The 18,136-nt window shown below is 63.1% G+C and carries 18 protein-coding genes and 3 pseudogenes; 4 read left to right on the forward strand and 17 right to left on the reverse strand.

Translation table 11 applies throughout. The features are described from left to right. Position 1: 1 nt before the first annotated feature. The 7 genes from HZR81_RS12240 to nifE all read right to left on the reverse strand — a co-directional run bounded on the left by HZR81_RS12240 (position 2) and on the right by nifE (position 4,737). The gene (locus tag HZR81_RS12240; protein ID WP_037041255.1) at positions 2-322 is read right to left on the reverse strand and encodes a 2Fe-2S ferredoxin; all 321 of its coding nucleotides are present in this window, start codon (positions 320-322) and stop codon (positions 2-4) included. A 12-nt stretch (positions 323-334) separates the two neighbouring features. Next, entirely contained in the window at positions 335-631 is a 297-nt protein-coding gene (fdxB, locus tag HZR81_RS12245) for a ferredoxin III, nif-specific (RefSeq protein WP_020307288.1), read from the reverse strand. 82 nt (positions 632-713) lie between these two features. Continuing rightward, positions 714-923: a CCE_0567 family metalloprotein gene (locus HZR81_RS12250; RefSeq protein ID WP_011912514.1), complete on the reverse strand. Its 210-nt coding sequence runs from the start codon at positions 921-923 to the stop codon at positions 714-716. 14 nt (positions 924-937) lie between these two features. Continuing rightward, positions 938-1,417: a NifX-associated nitrogen fixation protein gene (locus HZR81_RS12255; protein WP_037041258.1), complete on the reverse strand. Its 480-nt coding sequence runs from the start codon at positions 1,415-1,417 to the stop codon at positions 938-940. A 28-nt stretch (positions 1,418-1,445) separates the two neighbouring features. Continuing rightward, complete coding sequence (locus HZR81_RS12260; RefSeq protein ID WP_102894057.1) at positions 1,446-1,925, reverse strand: NifB/NifX family molybdenum-iron cluster-binding protein; 480 nt, start codon at positions 1,923-1,925, stop codon at positions 1,446-1,448. A 3-nt stretch (positions 1,926-1,928) separates the two neighbouring features. Then, positions 1,929-3,305: a nitrogenase iron-molybdenum cofactor biosynthesis protein NifN gene (gene nifN / locus HZR81_RS12265; RefSeq protein WP_500128235.1), complete on the reverse strand. Its 1,377-nt coding sequence runs from the start codon at positions 3,303-3,305 to the stop codon at positions 1,929-1,931. A 10-nt stretch (positions 3,306-3,315) separates the two neighbouring features. Continuing rightward, positions 3,316-4,737: a nitrogenase iron-molybdenum cofactor biosynthesis protein NifE gene (nifE, locus tag HZR81_RS12270; protein WP_102894055.1), complete on the reverse strand. Its 1,422-nt coding sequence runs from the start codon at positions 4,735-4,737 to the stop codon at positions 3,316-3,318. A gap of 668 nt (positions 4,738-5,405) precedes the next feature. Between nifE and HZR81_RS12275 the strand changes: the two are divergent. Then, positions 5,406-5,669, forward strand: a pseudogene (locus tag HZR81_RS12275) (REP-associated tyrosine transposase); the annotation flags it as partial. Between the two features lie 236 nt (positions 5,670-5,905). On the opposite strand, the gene HZR81_RS12280 reads toward HZR81_RS12275, so the two are convergent. The 7 genes from HZR81_RS12280 to nifH form a co-directional block, all read right to left on the reverse strand. After that, positions 5,906-6,646 (reverse strand): 4Fe4S-binding leucine-rich repeat protein, encoded by a 741-nt coding sequence (locus tag HZR81_RS12280; protein WP_500128236.1) that lies wholly within the window; start codon positions 6,644-6,646, stop codon positions 5,906-5,908. Between the two features lie 8 nt (positions 6,647-6,654). After that, positions 6,655-6,924 (reverse strand): DUF6129 family protein, encoded by a 270-nt coding sequence (locus HZR81_RS12285; RefSeq protein WP_226685677.1) that lies wholly within the window; start codon positions 6,922-6,924, stop codon positions 6,655-6,657. Beyond that, positions 6,921-7,661, reverse strand: a complete 741-nt coding sequence (locus HZR81_RS12290) for a dinitrogenase iron-molybdenum cofactor N-terminal domain-containing protein (RefSeq protein ID WP_500128237.1) — start codon at positions 7,659-7,661, stop codon at positions 6,921-6,923. The genes HZR81_RS12285 and HZR81_RS12290 overlap by 4 nt, the downstream gene beginning before the upstream one ends. Positions 7,662-7,664: 3 nt before the next feature. Then, on the reverse strand, positions 7,665-7,886 hold the full coding sequence (gene nifT / locus HZR81_RS12295) for a putative nitrogen fixation protein NifT (protein WP_003297996.1): 222 nt from the start codon (positions 7,884-7,886) through the stop codon (positions 7,665-7,667). A 91-nt stretch (positions 7,887-7,977) separates the two neighbouring features. Continuing rightward, positions 7,978-9,549 carry a nitrogenase molybdenum-iron protein subunit beta gene (nifK, locus tag HZR81_RS12300; RefSeq protein WP_500128238.1) on the reverse strand — a complete coding sequence of 524 codons (1,572 nt, stop codon included), beginning with the start codon at positions 9,547-9,549 and terminating at the stop codon, positions 7,978-7,980. Between the two features lie 102 nt (positions 9,550-9,651). Continuing rightward, positions 9,652-11,133 (reverse strand): nitrogenase molybdenum-iron protein alpha chain, encoded by a 1,482-nt coding sequence (nifD, locus tag HZR81_RS12305; protein ID WP_102894051.1) that lies wholly within the window; start codon positions 11,131-11,133, stop codon positions 9,652-9,654. A gap of 111 nt (positions 11,134-11,244) precedes the next feature. Next, on the reverse strand, positions 11,245-12,126 hold the full coding sequence (gene nifH, locus HZR81_RS12310) for a nitrogenase iron protein (protein ID WP_102894050.1): 882 nt from the start codon (positions 12,124-12,126) through the stop codon (positions 11,245-11,247). 417 nt (positions 12,127-12,543) lie between these two features. Here nifH and HZR81_RS12315 point away from each other — a divergent pair, with 417 nt between their 5' ends. Together HZR81_RS12315 and HZR81_RS12320 are read left to right on the forward strand one after the other, a co-directional pair. Then, positions 12,544-13,395: an SIR2 family protein gene (locus tag HZR81_RS12315; protein WP_500128239.1), complete on the forward strand. Its 852-nt coding sequence runs from the start codon at positions 12,544-12,546 to the stop codon at positions 13,393-13,395. A 22-nt stretch (positions 13,396-13,417) separates the two neighbouring features. Continuing rightward, positions 13,418-13,987 carry a hypothetical protein gene (locus HZR81_RS12320; RefSeq protein WP_500128240.1) on the forward strand — a complete coding sequence of 190 codons (570 nt, stop codon included), beginning with the start codon at positions 13,418-13,420 and terminating at the stop codon, positions 13,985-13,987. 572 nt (positions 13,988-14,559) lie between these two features. Here HZR81_RS12320 and ttcA (HZR81_RS12325) read toward each other — a convergent pair. The 3 genes and pseudogenes from ttcA (HZR81_RS12325) to HZR81_RS12335 form a co-directional block, all read right to left on the reverse strand. Further along, positions 14,560-15,261, reverse strand: a pseudogene (gene ttcA, locus HZR81_RS12325) (tRNA 2-thiocytidine(32) synthetase TtcA); the annotation flags it as partial. Between the two features lie 168 nt (positions 15,262-15,429). After that, positions 15,430-16,317, reverse strand: a complete 888-nt coding sequence (gene ttcA, locus HZR81_RS12330; protein WP_161611938.1) for a tRNA 2-thiocytidine(32) synthetase TtcA — start codon at positions 16,315-16,317, stop codon at positions 15,430-15,432. Between the two features lie 436 nt (positions 16,318-16,753). Beyond that, positions 16,754-17,225, reverse strand: a pseudogene (locus HZR81_RS12335) (VOC family protein). 86 nt (positions 17,226-17,311) lie between these two features. Between HZR81_RS12335 and HZR81_RS12340 the strand changes: the two are divergent. After that, positions 17,312-18,136 (forward strand): IS5-like element ISPa16 family transposase (locus tag HZR81_RS12340; RefSeq protein WP_500128241.1); only part of this gene is annotated, 825 nt, incomplete at its 3' end.

Consider the following 18,136-nt stretch of genomic DNA (forward strand, 5'->3'; position numbering starts at 1 on the left):
CTCACCAGAGCTCCGCGGGGGTGAGCTTGTCGGCGAAGGGCTCGCCTTCGAGCAGATGCGTGAGGATGGTGTCGGCGTCCGCCGGCTCCACCCAGCTGTACATCAATGCGCCCGGGTAGATCAGCACATTGGCACCGGCCTGGCAGGGCCCCAGGCAGCCGGTGCCGGTCAAGGCGATGCGGCCGATCAGGTTGCGCCGGATCAGGGCCTGGGAGAAGGCGTCGAACAGGGCTTCGCCGCCCTTCGCAGCGCAACTGCCGCGCGGGTGCCCCTCGGCGCGGCGCTGCAGGCAGAGGAAGATGTGGTAGTCGGGTCTTGGCATGTCAGCAGCTCCTCAACCGGCCAGGGCCTGATGGGTATGGCATTGTTTCGGGCAGACCGCCGCACAGGCCTTGCAGCCGATGCAGTCGAGGCCGTCGGCGATGGCCATGACCATCATCTCGTCGTCCTCGTCGTAGAGGTCGTCGTCTTCGTCCACCATGCCGGAGCGCTCCACCAGCTCGAACACGTCGCGCGGGCACACCTTGTAGCAACGCCCGCAACCGATGCACTTCTGCGCATCGACGGCGGTGACGAACTGCGGCACCCATTCGGCGCCACCGCGCGTACGCCCGGTTATCACTGCTTCCATCTGTCATCTCCTGCCCGCCAATGGCATGGCGGCGGCCTACGGTTAGGGATACGGCGGGCTCAGGCCCGCTCTGTATTGGGGGTCAGGCGTTGCCGGCCGCTTCCAGCCGGGCGTTGGCCTCGGCCCAGTCGAGGCAGGCCTGGTGCGCCTGCGTCGCCAGTTCCGGCAATTGCCGGTAATCGATCAGCAGCCGGTCCTCGACCAGATCGTGGATCTGCGACGCCCATTCGGTGGCGATGCGCTTCTTCTGGCTGACTTCCTTCTTCAACGCCTTGAGTTCCTCTTCGGTCATCGGCTCGCCTCCCCTTACAACTCGGCGACCGCACGGTGCTCGGCGACCAGCGCGGTCGCCTTGCCCAGCAGCTTCTGCGCGTCGAGCGACAGCGCCTCGAGCGATTCGAAGCCGAAGCGGTGGACGTCGCGCAGGGTCTTGTCCAGCGCCACCAGCTTGCCGACCAGGATCAGCGCGCGGCCGAAGCCCTCGTGGGTGATGTTGATCACCGGTACCGCGAGCAGCCCGGTCTCGCGCTCGATCATCTGCGCCAGGGCGTTGTAGAAGGCCTTGACCCGCGACAGGGTGACCTCGTCCGGATCACCGACGATGGGGATCGCCCGGCGCCGCTCGCGGGTCAGCACCAGCGGGTCGAGCACCCGCGCGTCGCTCCAGGTGTCGTAGGTGCCGTAGCTGTCCATGGCACGCAGTTGCACCACCATCTGCTTGATCACCGGGTCCTGCAGGGCCGGGTCGTCGTCGCGCACGACCGCCTGTTGTTCTTCTGCATACATAACGCTGTCCTCGATTGCGGGTGTCGGGCTATTCGTCCCAGGCCTCGCCGGCCATGGCCTCGAAACGTTGCTGGTCCGGCGTGCCACGGGTGCGCCGGATCGCCTTGGCCAGCCAGGCCGAAGGGCCTTCGCGCAGCTCGGCCTGCAGCGTTTCGATCAGTTCGGCGATGCTCTCGGCCTCACTGACCTTGACCGGCTGCACGCCGATCGCCAGCAGCTGGCGTACCGCCGAAGCGCCGCAGGCGCGGCAATACACCGCGATGCAGCCGTCGAGCAGTTCCAGCTTGGCCGCCAGCTTGTCCTCGTTGCCGTCCTGGTCGAGCTCGCCGAACTCCACCACCGATTGCAGCTCGGCCCGCTCGGGGTCGATGCCGTAGAACACGAACGACCGCGACGAGCCGAAATGCTGGTCGACCGTGCGCCGATCGGACGAGGCGAAGGCCACCTTGAGCAGCGTGCCGTCGTTCTCGCCGTCGAGTACCTGCAGTTGTCGGATGGGGCTGGCCATGGCTCAGTGACTCCATTGCGAATGGTCGGAGGCGGGTTTCTGCGCATAGATCGAGCGATACGGCGCGATACCCTGATGGTGTTCGGTGAGCAGGTTGGCCAAGTCGAACAGCGCCTGCGCACTGGCCCGGTAGCCGCTCCAGCAGCGCTGGAAGCCGCCCAGCAGGTCGTACTGCGGAAAGCCCACGCGCAGCAGCGGGACGCCCAGGCGGCCGGCACTGGCCAGGGCGTGGCTGTTGCCGAGCAGCAGTTGGGCACCGCCGTCGCGGGCGGCCTGCTCCAGATCCTCCAGGTCGCCGACCTGGATGCGCGCCAGCGGCGCATCGGCCAGCGCCGGGGCGCGCGCCGGCACCACCGCGGCCACCAGCTGCGCGCCCATGCCGCGCGCCAGGGCGTCGAAACCGAGCAACAGGTCGGGATCGGCGGCGATACCCAGGCGCGCGTCGCCGAGCATGAAATGGGTATCGAGCATGGCGTCCTGCAGCTGCCGGCGCTGGCGCTGCCAGCGCTCCGGCACCGGGTTGCCGCTGATCTCGCTCAGCGCCATCAGCCAGGCATCCACCGCTTCCAGGCCCAGCAGCAAACCGAAACGCCGGTCCGGCACGCCGCTGCGGGCGGCCAGCGCATCGGCGGCGGCGGCCAGGCTCTGGCCGACCACCAGGGTGGCGGCGCTCTGCCCGGCGCTGGCCAGCTCGTCGAGGGTCAGCCCGCCGGTGGTCAGCGGGTTGAAGGCCGCCTCGTCGAGATGGCCGTCCAGCGAGCCGGACAGGTCGGGGATCAGCAACGGCCGCAGGCCGAAGCTCTCGATGCTCTCGGCGACGAATTCCAGGTCGCCGGGTGTCAGGCTGGCGCTGCACAGCACGTTGACCTGGCGCGGCCGCAGGCCGACCTGGTCGCGGCGCTCGGGCACCAGCGCCTCGATCATCGCCTTGAGCGCGGCGGCGAAGCCGCTTTCGAAGCAGCCACTGAAGTCCGGGCTGTTCACCGACACCACGGCCACGTCGCCGTACTCGGGATATTCGCGGCGGAACTGATGCACGGCGCTGTGCAGGTCGCAGCCCTGGGTCTCCGCCAGCGCGGTGCTGAGCAGGCCGATCACCGCTGGATGCTGCTTGTCGCAAATGGTGCGCAGCGCCTCGACCACGTTCTCGTCGGCGCCCATCACCGAGCTGACCTGGTCCATCGCCGTGGTCTGCAACGGCACCGGCTCGCGGAAGTGCCGGACGAAGAACACCTTGGCGAACGCCGTGCAGCCCTGCGAACCGTGCAGCAACGGCATGCTGCGCGCCAGGCCGAGGAAGGCCAGTGCGGCGCCCATGGTCTGGCTGGCCTTCAGCGGGCTGACCGCCAGCGCCTTGTTGCGATTGATGATCTGCGCCATCACGTTCTCCTCAGGCGTTCGCCAGCACGGGAGCCGGCGCCTCGGCCGGCACGGCGCGCCGCTCCCACGGCGCCGGCTGGCGCACCGCCTGCCACACCGGGCTCTCGAGGGTCAGGCACAGCTGGCGCACCAGTTCCCGCATGCCGTCGTAGCCGGCATAGCCGAATTCGCGTTCCTGGTTGATGTCGAGGAAGGGAATGCGCCCCTTGAGCGCGGTGTACATGTTGCGACCGCCGGCGATGAGGATGTCGGCGCGGTATTCCTCCACCGTGCGCAACAGCGCGCGCGGGTTGCCCTCGTCGAGCATCTTGACGTCGTCGCCCATCAGCTCGCGGATGCGCGCCTTGTCCTCCTCGGTGGATTTCTTGGTGCCGGTGGCGACCACCTTCATGCCCAGGTCCTGCAGCGCGGAGATCACCGACCAGGACTTGACCCCGCCGGTGTAGAGCAGCACGCGCTTGCCGGCCAGGCGTTCGCGCCAGGGCTCCAGCGCCGCGCGAATCTTCGCTTCCTCGCGCGCGATCAGCGCTTCGGTGCGTGCGGCGAGGTCGGCGTCGCCGATCAGCCGGGCGAAGTCGCGCAGCGCCTGCGAGGTGTCGGTAATGCCGTAGAAGCTGCCCTCGAACCAGGGCGTGCCGAAGCGCTCCTGCAGCTTGCGCGCGACGTTGAGCATGGCCTTGGAGCAGACCATCATGTTCACCTCGGCGCGGTGCATGCTCTGCACCTCGCGAAAACGCGCATCGCCCGACAGCGTGCAGAGCACGCGCAGGCCCAGCTCGTCGAGCAGCGGCAGCACGTGCCAGAACTCGCCGGCGATGTTGTATTCACCGATCAGGTTGACGTCGTGCACGCGGATGCCGGCGCGCGCGCTGCCGGCCGGCAGCGGGTCGGGCTCGCGGGTGCCGATCACGTGCTTGACCATGGCATCGCCGGCGATGCGGTTGCCGAGGTTCTTGGTGCCGTAGAAGCCGGCGCCGTCCACCGGCACCACCGGGGTGGCGAAATGTTCGCTGGCGGCCTTGCACACGGCATCGAGGTCGTCGCCGATCAGCGCCGGCACGCAGGTGTTGTAGACGAACACCGCCGGAGGCGCGTAGCTCTCCACCGCCTGGCGGATGGCGTGGAACAAGCGCTTCTCGGCGCGCCCCATGATCACGTCCTGCTCGGAGAGATCGGTGGTCATGCCGATGCGGTACAACTGCGGGCCGCTGGAGCGGGTCCCGCGGTTGTCCCAGGAACTGCCGGCGCAGGCGATCGGCCCATGGACGATGTGCGCCACGTCGGCGATCGGCAGCAGCGCGATCTGCGCGCCGTCGAAGGCGCAGCCACCATCGGTGGCGCCCGGCGTCGGCTTGGCGCAGCCGGACTTCTCCTTCTTGTTGTGCGTGCAGGCGGGCTCGTCGAGCAGCTCGGCAATGTCCTTGGCTTTCATCGCACCCTCCGGTCGTCGTGGTCATGCGCAACGAGGTGGGTGCAATGCCTGTACCAAAAAGCAATTTATTGATTTTTAAAGGATTTCATTGAAATCGGATTGTCGCAAACATCTCCGGATGTCGGGTTCGCAACAAAGGATTCGGCAGGTGACCGTAGGTTGGGTCGGGCGGCGATCCGCTGAGCCGTGCAGCGGCGAAGCCCAACATCGCTCCGAGGCCAAGGTGAATCTCCGGAACGTCCAAAAGCGCAACGCCGTGACGAATCCGTGCCGGACGCCGCGCACGTTGGGCTTCGCTTCGCTCAACCCAACCTACAACCACCAGCCGACCGATCGGGATTACATTTTTCGCTAGGGTCTGTTGCCGTTTCATTCGCGGCCGCGCCGGAGCCTGTTTTACCGCGAGGCAAGGCACGAGATGCGAAGTTTAGTCGCCTAAATGAGCCATCGAGTAACGCCGCATCGCGGTAAAACAGGCCCGGCCCTTCGGGTTGCGCGGGAAATAGCCCCCGCTGTCGTTGCAGGACTTGGCAAGGGAATGACCATTACCTGCGTCCTGCGCCTAACCGGGGGCTATTTCTCGCAGCAACGCGGCTCGCGATGAAACGGCAACAGACCCTAACGAGTTGCCCTATATTTCGCCAAGCCAATTCATCAAGGACGATGAGATGCACTATCGACGCGCTTTCGTGCCGGGCGGCACGTTCTTTTTCACCCTCGGGCTGGCCGATCACAGCCAGTGCCTGCTCACCGAGCATATCGACGCGCTTCGCGCCGCCTTTCGCCTGGCCAAGGCCCGACATCCGTTCGAGATCGTCGCGCAGGTGGTGTTGCCGGATCACCTGCACGCCGTATGGCGACTGCCCGAGGGCGATGCCGACTACCCGCTGCGCTGGGCGTTGATCAAGAGCAGCTTCTCCCGTCGCCTGCCCGCATACGAGGCGATTCCGTTGTCGCGCCGACGCAAACGTGAGCGCGCCGTCTGGAGGCACGTAGGTTGGGTCGGGCGGCGCTCCGCTGAGCCGCGAAGCGGCGAAGCCCAACATCACGCCGGGGCCAAGGCGAATATCCGACGTGCCGAAGCTCAACGCCGTAACGATTGCGTTACCCGATGCCTCGCTCGTTGGGCTTCGCGGAGCTCAACCTCGGCGGCCCCACCCAACCTACCTCAACCCAACCTACCCAATCGCTCTTCGATCGCGCTCCGGACTTCGGGATCGTCTTCGTTCAGCTCGCGCAGGGCGTCGAGCGGGGCGTTTTCCACGGCGGCCAGGCGTACCGTCCAGTCGGGGTCGTGGAGCATTTCCAGCACGTCCTCGCCATGCAGGCGCGCGGCGACCAGGCGGCGGACTTCCGGTTCGGGGTCGGTGACCATCAACCCGAGGCTTTCCTCGGGCAGGCGCTGGGCGACGAACTTGCGCACCTGGCGGTCCTCGTCGCGGATGAAGCGGAACAGCCGCCCCAGGGCGATGCGCTGGACCACGTAGGCGCGCACCAGGTAATCCGGGTCGGCAGCCATCCGCTCCAGTTGCTCGGCCGGCAGGCGGTCGGCGACGGTGATGCGCACTTCCCGATCCGGGTCGCGCATGAGTTCGCCCAGGCGCTCGCGCGGCAGGCGGTAGGCGACGGCACGGCGCACCGCTTCGTCGACGTCGTGGATCATCGGCAGCAGCGCCTCCACCGGGGCGTAGCGCACGGCGATGGCGCGTCGCTCCCAGAACGGATCGGCCAGGTAGTGCACGGCCAGCTGCGGATTCTGCCGGAAGAAACGGTCGATCTGCCGGCCGCTGTGGATCGCCACGCAGCGGTCGCCCGGCGTGCAGCGGCCGCTGGGCAGCAGGTCGCCGCGAAAGCTGCAGTCGCGGCAGTCCGCCAGGGGAGTGATGTCCTCGCCACCATCGTTGTGCATGGGCACGCTCAGTCGGCGATGACTTCGGCCAGGACGATGCCCGAGGCGGCGTCCAGGTCGTTGCTCAGCACCGAGCAGTGCTGGCTGGAGTTGACCAGGTAGACGTTGAATCCCGGCCGCTCGGCGATGGGCCTGGCATTGACCGTCACGTCGTCGTCCATGCAGCAGGTGAAGTGCACGCCGGGGTGGGCGCTGCGCAGGCTGGCGAGCAGCGTTGCGTCGAGCGGGGCGCTTTCGGCCTGGCGGATGACGTCCTCGAGCTGGGTCTGGCTGATCATGGGGTGTCCTCTCTTTCGTCGATCGAAGCGTCGCGGCGGCCCAGCGGTTCGCCGCCCATGGCCTTGGCCAGCCAGGGCGGCGGCGCGGTGGCCAGTACCTGTTGCAGTTCCTCGACGACCTCGCGGGCCGGTATCGGCCGCATGACCTTGACCGGGTGGGTGCCGACGCGAATCACCTTGGCCGCCGCCGGCCCGCCGATGCTCAGGGTGTAGAGCAGTTGGCAGTCGTGCAGCAGTTCGGCGCGGCGGGCATGGCGATCCTCGTGGGGCGCGACCGGCCCCGGCTCGCGCAGGGCGACCAGGCGGCTGGCGCTCGGCGAGATCTGGTAGACGAGAAAGCGCGCGCAGCTGCCGAAGCTGCCGTCCAGACGTTCGCCGCCGTCGGAGCTGCAGGCGATGCGGACCGAATCCGGCAGTTCGCCTTCCTGGTAGGGCTCGACGACCGGCAACGGTTCCTCGGGCATCCGCACGCCGCGCCCCTTGAGCAGGCCGAGCGCACGTTGCAGTTGCCGTTCGCTGAGCGCTGGCGGCGATCCATCGAGGGTGTTCAGCAGGCGGTTGCGCAGGCGGTTGAGGCGCAGCCTGGCCAGGCGCGCCTCGGTGATCGGCTCGCCGGTGACGCTGAGCAGGGTGCGCAGCAGTTGCGCGGTATCCACGCCGTTCAGCTCGCGCGCCGCCAGGGCGATGCGCAGGGCCAGGTGAGCCGGCAGCGGAGCCCGTCCGTTGCTGGGCGCCATCGCTCAGCCCTCGCCGGCCCGCTTGGCGCGCAGGGTGATCGGCAGTTTCGGCGGCGCCGAGAGGGGTTCGAGGTAGTAGCTGGAGCCATCGGCCAGGGCGACTTCGCCGCCCCAGCGCTCGGGACTGTCGTGTTCCAGGCTGACGACGATTTCTTCCTGGTCCTTCTTGGCGATGTAGAAGGTCAGCTGGCCATTCTTGTTGCGGCTGATCATGACACTGGGCATGGGAGGCTTCCTGAAAATGGGGCTGGCCGGCCGACGACCATTGCGGTGCGCCGGCCGGCCAGGATGGGGAGGTCGCCCTCCCCGCTCGCGGTCAACGGACCAGGTCGTAGTTGTAGTCGGTGGTCTGCATGCCACGGGTCTCGTCGTCGAGGCGCTCGAGCACGGCGTTGACGAGGGTGGTCAGCATCTGCATGGCGCCTTCGTAGCCGAGGGTGGTCTGGCGATGCAGGTGGTGGCGGTCGAAGATCGGGAAGCCGAGACGGATCAGCGGCACCTCGAATTCCTTGCCCTTGTGCAGCGTGTCGCGCTGGATGAACTTGCCGTAGCTGTTGCCGATCATGAAGTCCGGCTTGTCGGTGAACACCAGCGAGCGCATGTGCCAGAGGTCCTTGCCGATGTACACGGTGCAGTTCTTGCCGTAGGGCGAGGACTCCAGGATCGCGTCCATGGCCTTCTTCCAGCGCTTGTTGCCGTTGTGGGCGAGGATGTGCACCGGCTCGGCGCCCAGTTCCAGGAGGAACTTGGCCATGCCCATGACGAAGTCCGGATCGCCCCACAGCGCGAAGCGCTTGCCGTGCAGCCAGGTGTGCGAGTCGGTCATCATGTCGACCAGGCGGCCGCGCTCCTTGGCCAGGCTTTCGGGGATCGGCTGGCCGCTGATCTCGCTGACCTTCATCAGGAACTCGTCGGTCCAGTCCAGGCCCATGGGGATGCTCAGCCTGGGCGTCTCGTGCTTCCAGGTGCCGTCGACGAACTTGCGGGTCTTCTCCAGTTGCCAGGGTTGCAGCAGCAGGGTGTTCAGGGCATTGGGCGCGTCCTTGATCTCGTCCTGGGTGGTGCCGCCCGAATACATGCGGAACTGGCCGTCGGCCGGGGTATCGAGCACTTCTTCCGGATCGGAGAGCAGGCTGTAGCCGACGTCCATTTCCTTGAGCATGCGCTTGATCACGCGGAAGTTGCCCAAGTAGGTCTCGAAGCCGGGAACGACGTTGATCTTGTGGTTGCTACCGACCACCTTGTCGTCCATGTGATTGAGGGTGAAGTAGCGGGCGATGCCCTCGAACATGTTGTCCCAGCCGGTGACGTGGCTGCCGACGAAGCTCGGGGTGTGGGCATAGGGGACCGGGTAGTCCTCGGGGATGAAGCCCTCCTTCTTCGAGTTGTTGATGAAGGCGTTGAGGTCGTCGCCGATGACCTCGGCCATGCAGGTGGTGGACACGGCGATCATGTCCGGCTTGTAGGTGGCCTTGCAGTTGGCCAGGCCGTCCTTCATGTTCTGCTGGCCGCCGAACACCGCCGCGTCCTCGGTCATCGAGTCGGACACGCAGGACACCGGCTCCTTGAAGTGGCGGTTGAAGTAGGTGCGGAAGTAGGCCACGCACCCTTGCGAGCCGTGCACGTAGGGCATGGTCTTCTCGAAGCCCAGGGCGCAGAGCACCGAGCCCAGCGGCTGGCAGGCCTTGGCCGGGTTGACGGTCAGGGCTTCGCGCTGGAAGTTGAGTTCCTGGTACTCCTGGGTGGTGGTCCACTGGAAGACTTCGTCGATCTTGTCCTGCGGATGCTTCTCTTCGAAGGCGTCGCGCTTGCGCGCGAGCATGTCCTTGTACTCTTCGTCGCGGAACAGCGGGTAGCTGGGTTTGATGTTATCGACTTGCTGGCTCATGACTCTCTCCTTCGCCTCACTCATCTGTGAACGGCGATCACGGATATCGGCGGCGACCGGCCTGCGCCGGCCGCCGCGGACGTTGCGTACGACTGCGGACCATCAGGCGCTGGCGGCGACCTTCTCGGCCGATTCCTCGGCCTTCTGCCAGGGCGCCTGCAGCTTCTTCCAGCACGGGTTGTTCAGGGTCATGTCCATGTCACGGGCGAAGATGGCGAAGCCGTCGAAACCGTGGTACGGGCCGGAATAATCCCAGGAGTGCATCTGCCGGAAGGGAATGCCCATCTTCTGGAAGATGTACTTTTCCTTGATGCCGGAGCCGATCAGGTCGGGCTTGATGCGCTTGACGAACTCCTCGAACTCGTAGCCGGTGACGTCGTCGTAGAGCAGCGTGGCGTTGCCCATTTCCTTGAGGGTGCGGTCGTAGTCGTCGTTGTGGCCGAACTCGTAGCCGGTGCCGACCACTTCCATGCCCAGGTCCTCGTAGGCGCCGATCACGTGGCGCGGACGCAGGCCGCCGACGTAGAGCATCACGCGCTTGCCTTCCAGGCGCGGGCGGTACTTGGCGATCACCGCCTCCCACTCCGGCTGGTACTTGGCGATCACTTGCTCGCACTTGGCCTTGATGCTGTCGTCGAAATGCTCGGCGATGGCCCGTAGCGACTCGGCGGTCTTGGTCGGGCCGAAGAAGTTGTACTCCATCCACGGGATGCCGTACTTCTCTTCCATGTGCCGCGAGATGTAGTTCATCGAGCGGTAGCAGTGCACCAGGTTGAGCTTGACCTTGGGCGTCAGCTCCATCTCGGAAATCGTGCCGTCGCCGGACCACTGCGCCACCACGCGCAGGCCCATTTCCTCGAGCAGGATGCGCGAGGACCAGGCATCGCCGCCGATGTTGTAGTCGCCGATGATGGAGACGTCGTAGGGCGTGGTCTCGAAGCTGGTGTCGTCGTCACGCTTGTCCAGCACCCAGTCGCGGATGGCGTCGTTGGCGATATGGTGGCCGAGGGACTGCGACACCCCGCGGAAGCCTTCGCAACGCACCGGCACCACGGTGGTCTCGTGCTCGGCGGCCTTCTTCTTGGCGACCGCCTCGATATCGTCGCCGATCAGGCCGATGGGGCATTCGGACTGCACGGAGATGCCCTTGTTCAGCGGGAACAGCGTCTCGATCTCGTCGATCAGCTTGGCCAGCTTCTTGTCGCCGCCGAAGACGATGTCCTTCTCCTGGAAATCCGAGGTGAAGTTCATGGTGACGAAGGCGTTCACACCGGTGGTGCCGATGTAGTAGTTGCGCCGCCCGGCGCGCGAGTACTGGCCACAGCCCACCGGCCCGTGGGAAATGTGGATCATGTCCTTGATCGGCCCCCAGACCACACCCTTCGAGCCGGCGTAGGCGCAGCCACGGATGGTCATCAGCCCCGGCTGGGACTTCTTGTTGGAGGTGATGCACTTCTTCGATTGCTCAAGCGCCGGGTCGTTGGGCGACAAGTGCTTGGCGCGGTCCTTGCGGGCCTTCTCCGGATAGACTTCCAGGACTTCCTGGATGAGGGATTCCACCTCTTCGCGGGACATACCGGTCATGATTGACCTCCTCTTGCGTTCATGTGCGGGTCACGGGCGCACCGCACCGTGCCGGGCACGGTGCGACACCCCGGCAGGGCCCATCCGCCCTGCCCCGTTCTGCTGAAGCGATCAGGCAACGACTTCCTCGGCGGCGGTCTTGCCGACGATGCTCATGTCTTCCTCGTCCATGATCCCGAACTCCATGAGCAGGGCTTCTAGCTCGTCCATGCTGATCGGGGTGGGGATGACCAGTTTCTTGTTCTCGACGATCTTCTTCGCCAGGGTCCGGTACTCGTCGGCCTGCTTGGCGGCGGGGTCGTACTCGATGACGGTCATGCGGCGGATTTCGGCGCGCTGCACGACGTTGTCGCGCGGGACGAAGTGGATCATCTGCGAACCCAGCTTGTCGGCCAGGGCCATGATCAGCTCGTCCTCGCGGTCGGTGTTGCGGCTGTTGCAGATCAGCCCGCCGAGGCGCACGCTGCCGGAGTTGGCGTACTTCACGATGCCCTTGCAGATGTTGTTGGCGGCATACATCGCCATCATCTCGCCGGAGCAGACGACGTAGATCTCCTGGGCCTTGTTCTCGCGGATGGGCATGGCGAAGCCGCCACAGACCACGTCGCCGAGCACGTCGTAGAAGACGAAGTCCAGGTCATCCTCGTAGGCGCCTTCCTCTTCGAGGAAGTTGATCGCGGTGATCACGCCGCGACCGGCGCAGCCCACACCCGGCTCCGGACCGCCCGACTCGACGCACTTGATGTCGCCGTAGCCGGTCTTGAGCACGTCCTCGAGTTCCAGGTCTTCCACGGTACCGGCCTCGGCGGCCATTTCCATGATGGTGTTCTGCGCCTTGGAGTGCAGGATCAGGCGAGTGGAGTCGGCCTTGGGGTCGCAGCCGACGATCATGACCTTCTTGCCGAGTTCGGCCAGGGCCGCCACGAGGTTCTGGGTCGTGGTGGACTTGCCGATTCCACCCTTCCCGTAAATAGCGCATTGACGCATTGCCATAATTAAGTTCCTCAGGTTTCGTTACCACTTGACGTGGGCTATAGGCACGAACAAGCCTGCGCAACAGAGCAGTAGCAGCCTTTGTGCCAGTGCCGAGCCGAGGAGCTATCTATCTGTTTTAATTGAATTTAATTGATTATCGGAAATGATCTGCGGCAGTTCGATAGTTAACAATCGACAGTCGTCCCTGTTGCAATGACTACAAACAACGAACGCCTGAGGAGCGGGATTTCTTTGCTCGCCTGACTCTGTTGCGAACATGACAATTGTCGTATTCAGCACTCTTCGTACTTTCCGAAAACGGCAACTATCTCGACACCAACGCCCTATATATCAAGGACTTGCGCGACACCCTGGAACTGGCTCGGTTATTGCGATCGGCTACCGGCACACCCACCCGGCCGCAGGAGATTTGCCGTGAACGATCCGTTGAAGGAAATCGCCGCCCGCCTCAGCGCCCACGAACTGGTGCCCTACCTGGGCCCCGGCGTGCTGCGCGGCGTGGTCGACCGCGACACTGGCCAGCCGCTGCCGGCCGACAGCGAAAGCCTGATCCTCGCCATGACCGGCGGGCAACCCATGGCGCCGCGACTGATGTACGAGTTCCCCCGCGCCGCGATGCACCTGGAGAACAAGAAGGGCCGCAGCTTCATCGAGCGCTTCCTGACCCAGACCTACGGCGGCGACAACTGGACGCCCGCGCCCCTGCACCGCTGGCTGGCCGGGCTGAACCTGCCCTACATCATCGATTGCAACCGCGACACCCAGCTGCAGCGCTGCTATGCCGACCGCCCGCATACCCTGGTGGTCGGCGCCGCGCGCATCGCCGCCAGCCCCTATCGCTTCGATATCTACCGTTTCGACGAGGGCCGCTACCGGCGCATCGACCAGAGCGAGGTCGACCCCGACCTGCCGGTGCTGTTCAAGCCGCTGGGCACGCCGCTGCCGACGCCCTCCTACGTCGCCAGCGACGCCGACTTCGTCGACTACATCACCGAACTGATGGGCGGCTTCGCCATCCCCGCCTGGCTCAAACTGCGGCGCAAGAACCGCCGCTACCTGTTTCTCGGCATGCAGTTCAACCGCGACACCGAACGCATGGTGATGAGCGACCTGATCCACGATGCCGCCACGCCCGCCGGCTGGGCGTTGATCCCCTCGCCCACCGCGAAGGACCGCAAGGTCTGCCTGCGCAAGCAGCTGGAACTGGTCGAGGTCGACTGGCACGACCTGCTCGGCCTGGCCGAAGGTTCCCCGCAGGTGGCCTGACCCGTTTTTCCCACGAGAGAGCATGACCATGCTGTTGAAAACCTACGAAACGCAAAACCTGCTGTGCAACGTCAGCGTCAACGGCGCGACCACCAAGCCGGACACCTACGCCTTCCGCGGCGACCTGGTACTCGAGGAAGGCGAGATCGCCGATGCCTCCGGCCGCCGCCTGCCACCGACCGCCGTGGTCAAGCAGGCGGTCATGCTCGAGCAGCAGGGAAAACTGGCGATGATGGCCGGGGCCCTGATCGAACTGGCCCACCTGCCGCTGTTCATCGAACGCTATCGCGGCGACCTGGCCGACGGCGCGCCGGTGATCTTCTACGTGGAGAACCTCGGCCAGTCGCTGTACACCGAGCTCGACGGCGTGACCCTGCTGCTGCAGGCGCACGAGGAAGGCGCGGTGTGGAACACCCTGGCCGACGACCTGCGGCTGGACAAGGAGGACTTCAAGGGCCAGAGCGCCGAGGACAAGGTGCTCACCGTCTACGCCGCGTTCAAGGACTACCGGCCGAAGCTGGAGACGCTGAGCTACGAGGCCGCCCTCGGCCACACCGTCGCCCATCGTCGCGAAGCGCGCGGACCGATTTGAATTCCCCCCATGGGCATTGGGCTTGCCGCGATGGGGCTCGATATTCCACGCCACACCAGGGCTCAGAGTCCAGGTGCGGCACGGGTATGCACGGTTTGAAATCCCCGTGTCGGCGATGAGCCACTCCCCTGAGCTCCCAGGGGAGTTTTTTGTGGTCCACCGTCCCTAGTAGCCGCCCGCTGCACGACGCCAAAAACCTCTCCCGACAGTTTTTTGTCTAGACGCCACCTCCGGACTCCGAAGGGCCGGTTGGGAGGGGCTCATGGCGAGCCAACGCTCTCCAGCCGGTGGTTCACATAGGCGGCGGTAAATATGCCCCCGCAATGGCCACGCCGATCCATCCAAACCATTGCCATACGATAACCACCGACATCGGGGGCAAAGGCCATAAGCGTGTGCCGAAACCACAAGCAGCGCACCCGGTAGATCTCTCGGCGTGCACCACAGTGGCAGTGAGTTCATACATAGATTGGAGTGAGTTCCGCGAAGCCCAACACGCGAACGCCCAGGCAAACCTCGGCGTTATATTGGTTCGCCGCTACGCGCCCCAGCGGAGCGCCGCCCGCCCCGGCCTACAAGCTCATCACATCGACGAAGCGCGGCGTGGCGCTGTCGTCGATACGCAGACTCTTGAAATCGAACAGGTTGCGGTCGGCCAGTTGCGAAGGCACGACGTTCTGCAGCGCGCGGAACATGATCTCGGTGCGGCCTGGCGACTTGCGCTCCCATTCCTGCAGCATTTCCTTGACCACCTGGCGCTGCAGATTCTCCTGCGAACCACAGAGGTTGCACGGGATGATCGGAAACTCCTTCATCTGCGAGTACGCCTCGATGTCCGCCTCGTTGCAGTAGGCCAGCGGGCGAATCACTACGTTGCGGCCATCGTCGGAGAGCAGCTTGGGCGGCATGGCCTTCAGCGTGCCGCCGTAGAACATGTTGAGGAAGAAGGTTTCCAGGATGTCGTCGCGATGATGCCCGAGCGCCATCTTGGTCGCGCCGATCTCGTCGGCGAAGGTGTACAGTGTGCCGCGGCGCAGGCGTGAGCACAGCGAGCAGGTGGTCTTGCCTTCCGGAATCTTCTCCTTCACCACCGAGTAGGTGTCCTTCTCGATGATGTGGTACTCGACGCCGATGGACTTAAGGTATTCGGGAAGGACATGCTCGGGAAAGCCGGGCTGCTTCTGGTCCATGTTCACGGCAACGATCTCGAACTTGATCGGCGCGACCTTCTGCAGATAGAGCAGCACATCGAGCATGGTGTAGCTGTCTTTTCCTTATAGCTTAAGAAAACATAACTGGACAGCATCAGAATAATCGCAACTTGTTGATTTTAAATGAATTAAATAGAAAGCTGGCTTTACAGAAAAATGCGAAAAAGTAAATTTTGCGTCTTCTTGGCCTCTAAACACCCTCTCCCCCCCCCGAAAAATCACCTTGAACCTTTACAAAATCCGAACGACATCAATCCGGCCTTCAACGCTGGATGATGAAACCTCGGCTGCTTCGAATTCGTAGGGCGGTCGGGCATCCGACCTATCAATGGATAGATCTATAAAATTGAAGAGACTACGATCAGCTAACTGGGATGGACTTACGTTTTGTAAGCTGTGAAAGATGTTTTCTACGCAGCCAGGATTTACCGAATCCCACTCCGCAATCATCGACTTGATTTTTTTCCTCTGCAAATTCTCTTGCGAGCCGCAGAGATTGCACGGAATGATTGGATATGCGCTATCGGCAGCGACCTTTGCTATATCTTTCTCGCGACAGTAGGCGAGCGGCCGGATAACTATATTTCTCTTGTCATCGCTAAGAAGCTTAGGAGGCATCCCTTTCATTTGCGCCTGGAAGAACATGTTCAGAAACAAAGTTTCAACCATGTCATCCATATGATGACCGAGTGCCAATTTAGTAGCCCCAATTTCCTCAGCAAAACTATAAAGCGTGCCCCTTCTGAGTCTAGAGCAAAGAGAACAAGTAGTCTTACCCTCCGGGATCTTACTCTTGACAACGGAATAAGTATCCTTGTCAATTATATAGTAATCAATCCCTTTAGCCTCGAAAAACTCAGGCAAGATATGCTCCGGAAAGCCAGGTTGCTTCTGATCAAGATTAACCGCCACAACACTGAATTTTATTTGCGCAACTCTCTGCAAGTGCAGCAAAGCGTCAAGCATAACGAATGAATCTTTGCCACCACTTACGCAGGCCATAATTTTGTCGCCATCTTCGATCATTGCATAATCTACAACAGCCTTGCCCACATTGCCGCGCAGCTTTTTACGACGAAGTTCCGCAGCTTTATTAATCTGAGATGCTTGTTCGCCCATCATCATAAACACTAGCTTCCAATTAAAATATTTACAAACCCAATTTACTATAAAAATATCGCCCACCTTGCAACATCCCGCACCACTTGCGAAGGATTGAGATAGTTAGACACTACCAAAATCGGACACAGGAACAATCCGAAGCAAAGCACAGCACAGCATTTAGGCCACGTATTTAATATACGACATACACTCTTAAGTAAATCTATAAGGCCGTATCATCTGCCGAGTTTGACGCCAGCGATATCATAACAAGATTATGCCTGCGTTTTATAGAAGCTCCTGACCAACGATTGCATTTAGCTTGACCGAGTCGCAGCAGAGGTGGATCACAGCACGGAACTCTGCGAGTCACGCGGAGGGGCCGCAGCAGCCTCAGAATCGCATGTGGTGTCAGGCAGGCTCAGTCATTGGGGCTGGATTCAGACGTTGAAGATCAAGCCTTCAGCGCAGCCTCGATCGCGGCAAAGTCGATCTTCGTCATGCCATCAATGGCCTCGAACGAACGCGTTGTTGCCGCTCGATCAGGGCTGGGTATTGCAGCCGTCAGAATATGCAGGGAGATCTACCACGAAACACCCACTCGTCCCTGTACCAGCCATACGCGCTCACCTGGCCCCATTGTTAATGATCGTGTTCACAAGTGGTCCGTCTCAGCCTGATCATCGGTCGCGACCTGGAACGAAAAGGCTCTTTGTACTGGAACACCGGACCGTCGCTCAGGCCAAGGCAGGACATGCGCGCTACCCTGAACTCGACCGCGAACACATCGCCCTGTTTGCCGGCTGGATAGTCGCCCGGAGCGTGGCGGACGGCCACCACCACTCAGTCCGAAAAGTCTCTGCATAGAAAGAAGAAGTCTCCCCTTTGATTACAACAAAACGGCAGTAGCTGATTGCGGTGACGATTCGAAGCTTCCACTCATCTAGGGAAGGTCTGAAAAAGACTTCCCGAATCTGGTGAAACACGCCGATCCCGCCAGCCGAGTTTTTCCATGAAGCAGATGACCTTCGCCGACGCCGAGTACGCCGGCAAGCGCAAGCAGACCCGTAAGGAATTGTTCCTGATCGAGATGGATCAGGTGGTGCCGTGGAAGGGATTGATTGCCCTGATCGAGCCACACTACCCAAAGGGTGAAGGTGGTCGTCCAGCCTATCCGCTGATGGCCATGTTACGTATCCATCTGATGCAGAACTGGTTCGGCTACAGCGACCCGGCCATGGAAGAAGCGCTCTACGAGACGACCATCCTGCGTCAGTTCGCCGGGCTGAGCCTGGAGCGTATTCCCGACGAAACCACCATCCTAAATTTCCGTCGCTTGCTGGAGAAACATGAGCTGGCAGCCGGCATCCTCGGCGTAATCAATGGCTACCTGGGGGATCGCGGCCTGTCGCTGCGCCAGGGCACTATCGTCGATGCCACACTGATCCACGCGCCCAGCTCGACCAAGAACCAGGACGGCAAGCGCGATCCGGAGATGCACCAGACCAAGAAGGGCAACCAGTACTACTTCGGCATGAAGGCCCACATCGGTGTGGATGACGAGTCGGGGCTGGTGCACAGCGTGGTCGGCACGGCGGCAAACGTGGCGGATATCACCCAGGTCGACAAACTGCTGCACGGTGAAGAGAACGTCGTCTGCGCCGATGCCGGCTACACCGGCGTCGAAAAGCGCCCCGAACATGCTGGCCGCGAAGTGATCTGGCAGGTCGCAGCACGCCGCAGCACCTACAAGAAGCTCGATAAACGCAGCGCCCTGTACAAAGCCAAGCGCAAGATCGAGAAGGCCAAGGCACAAGTGCGAGCGAAGGTCGAGCAC

Origin of the sequence: Pseudomonas sp. LM13, assembly GCF_041381355.1 — a bacterium.
Classification (GTDB): Bacteria; Pseudomonadota; Gammaproteobacteria; order Pseudomonadales; family Pseudomonadaceae; genus Stutzerimonas; species Stutzerimonas frequens.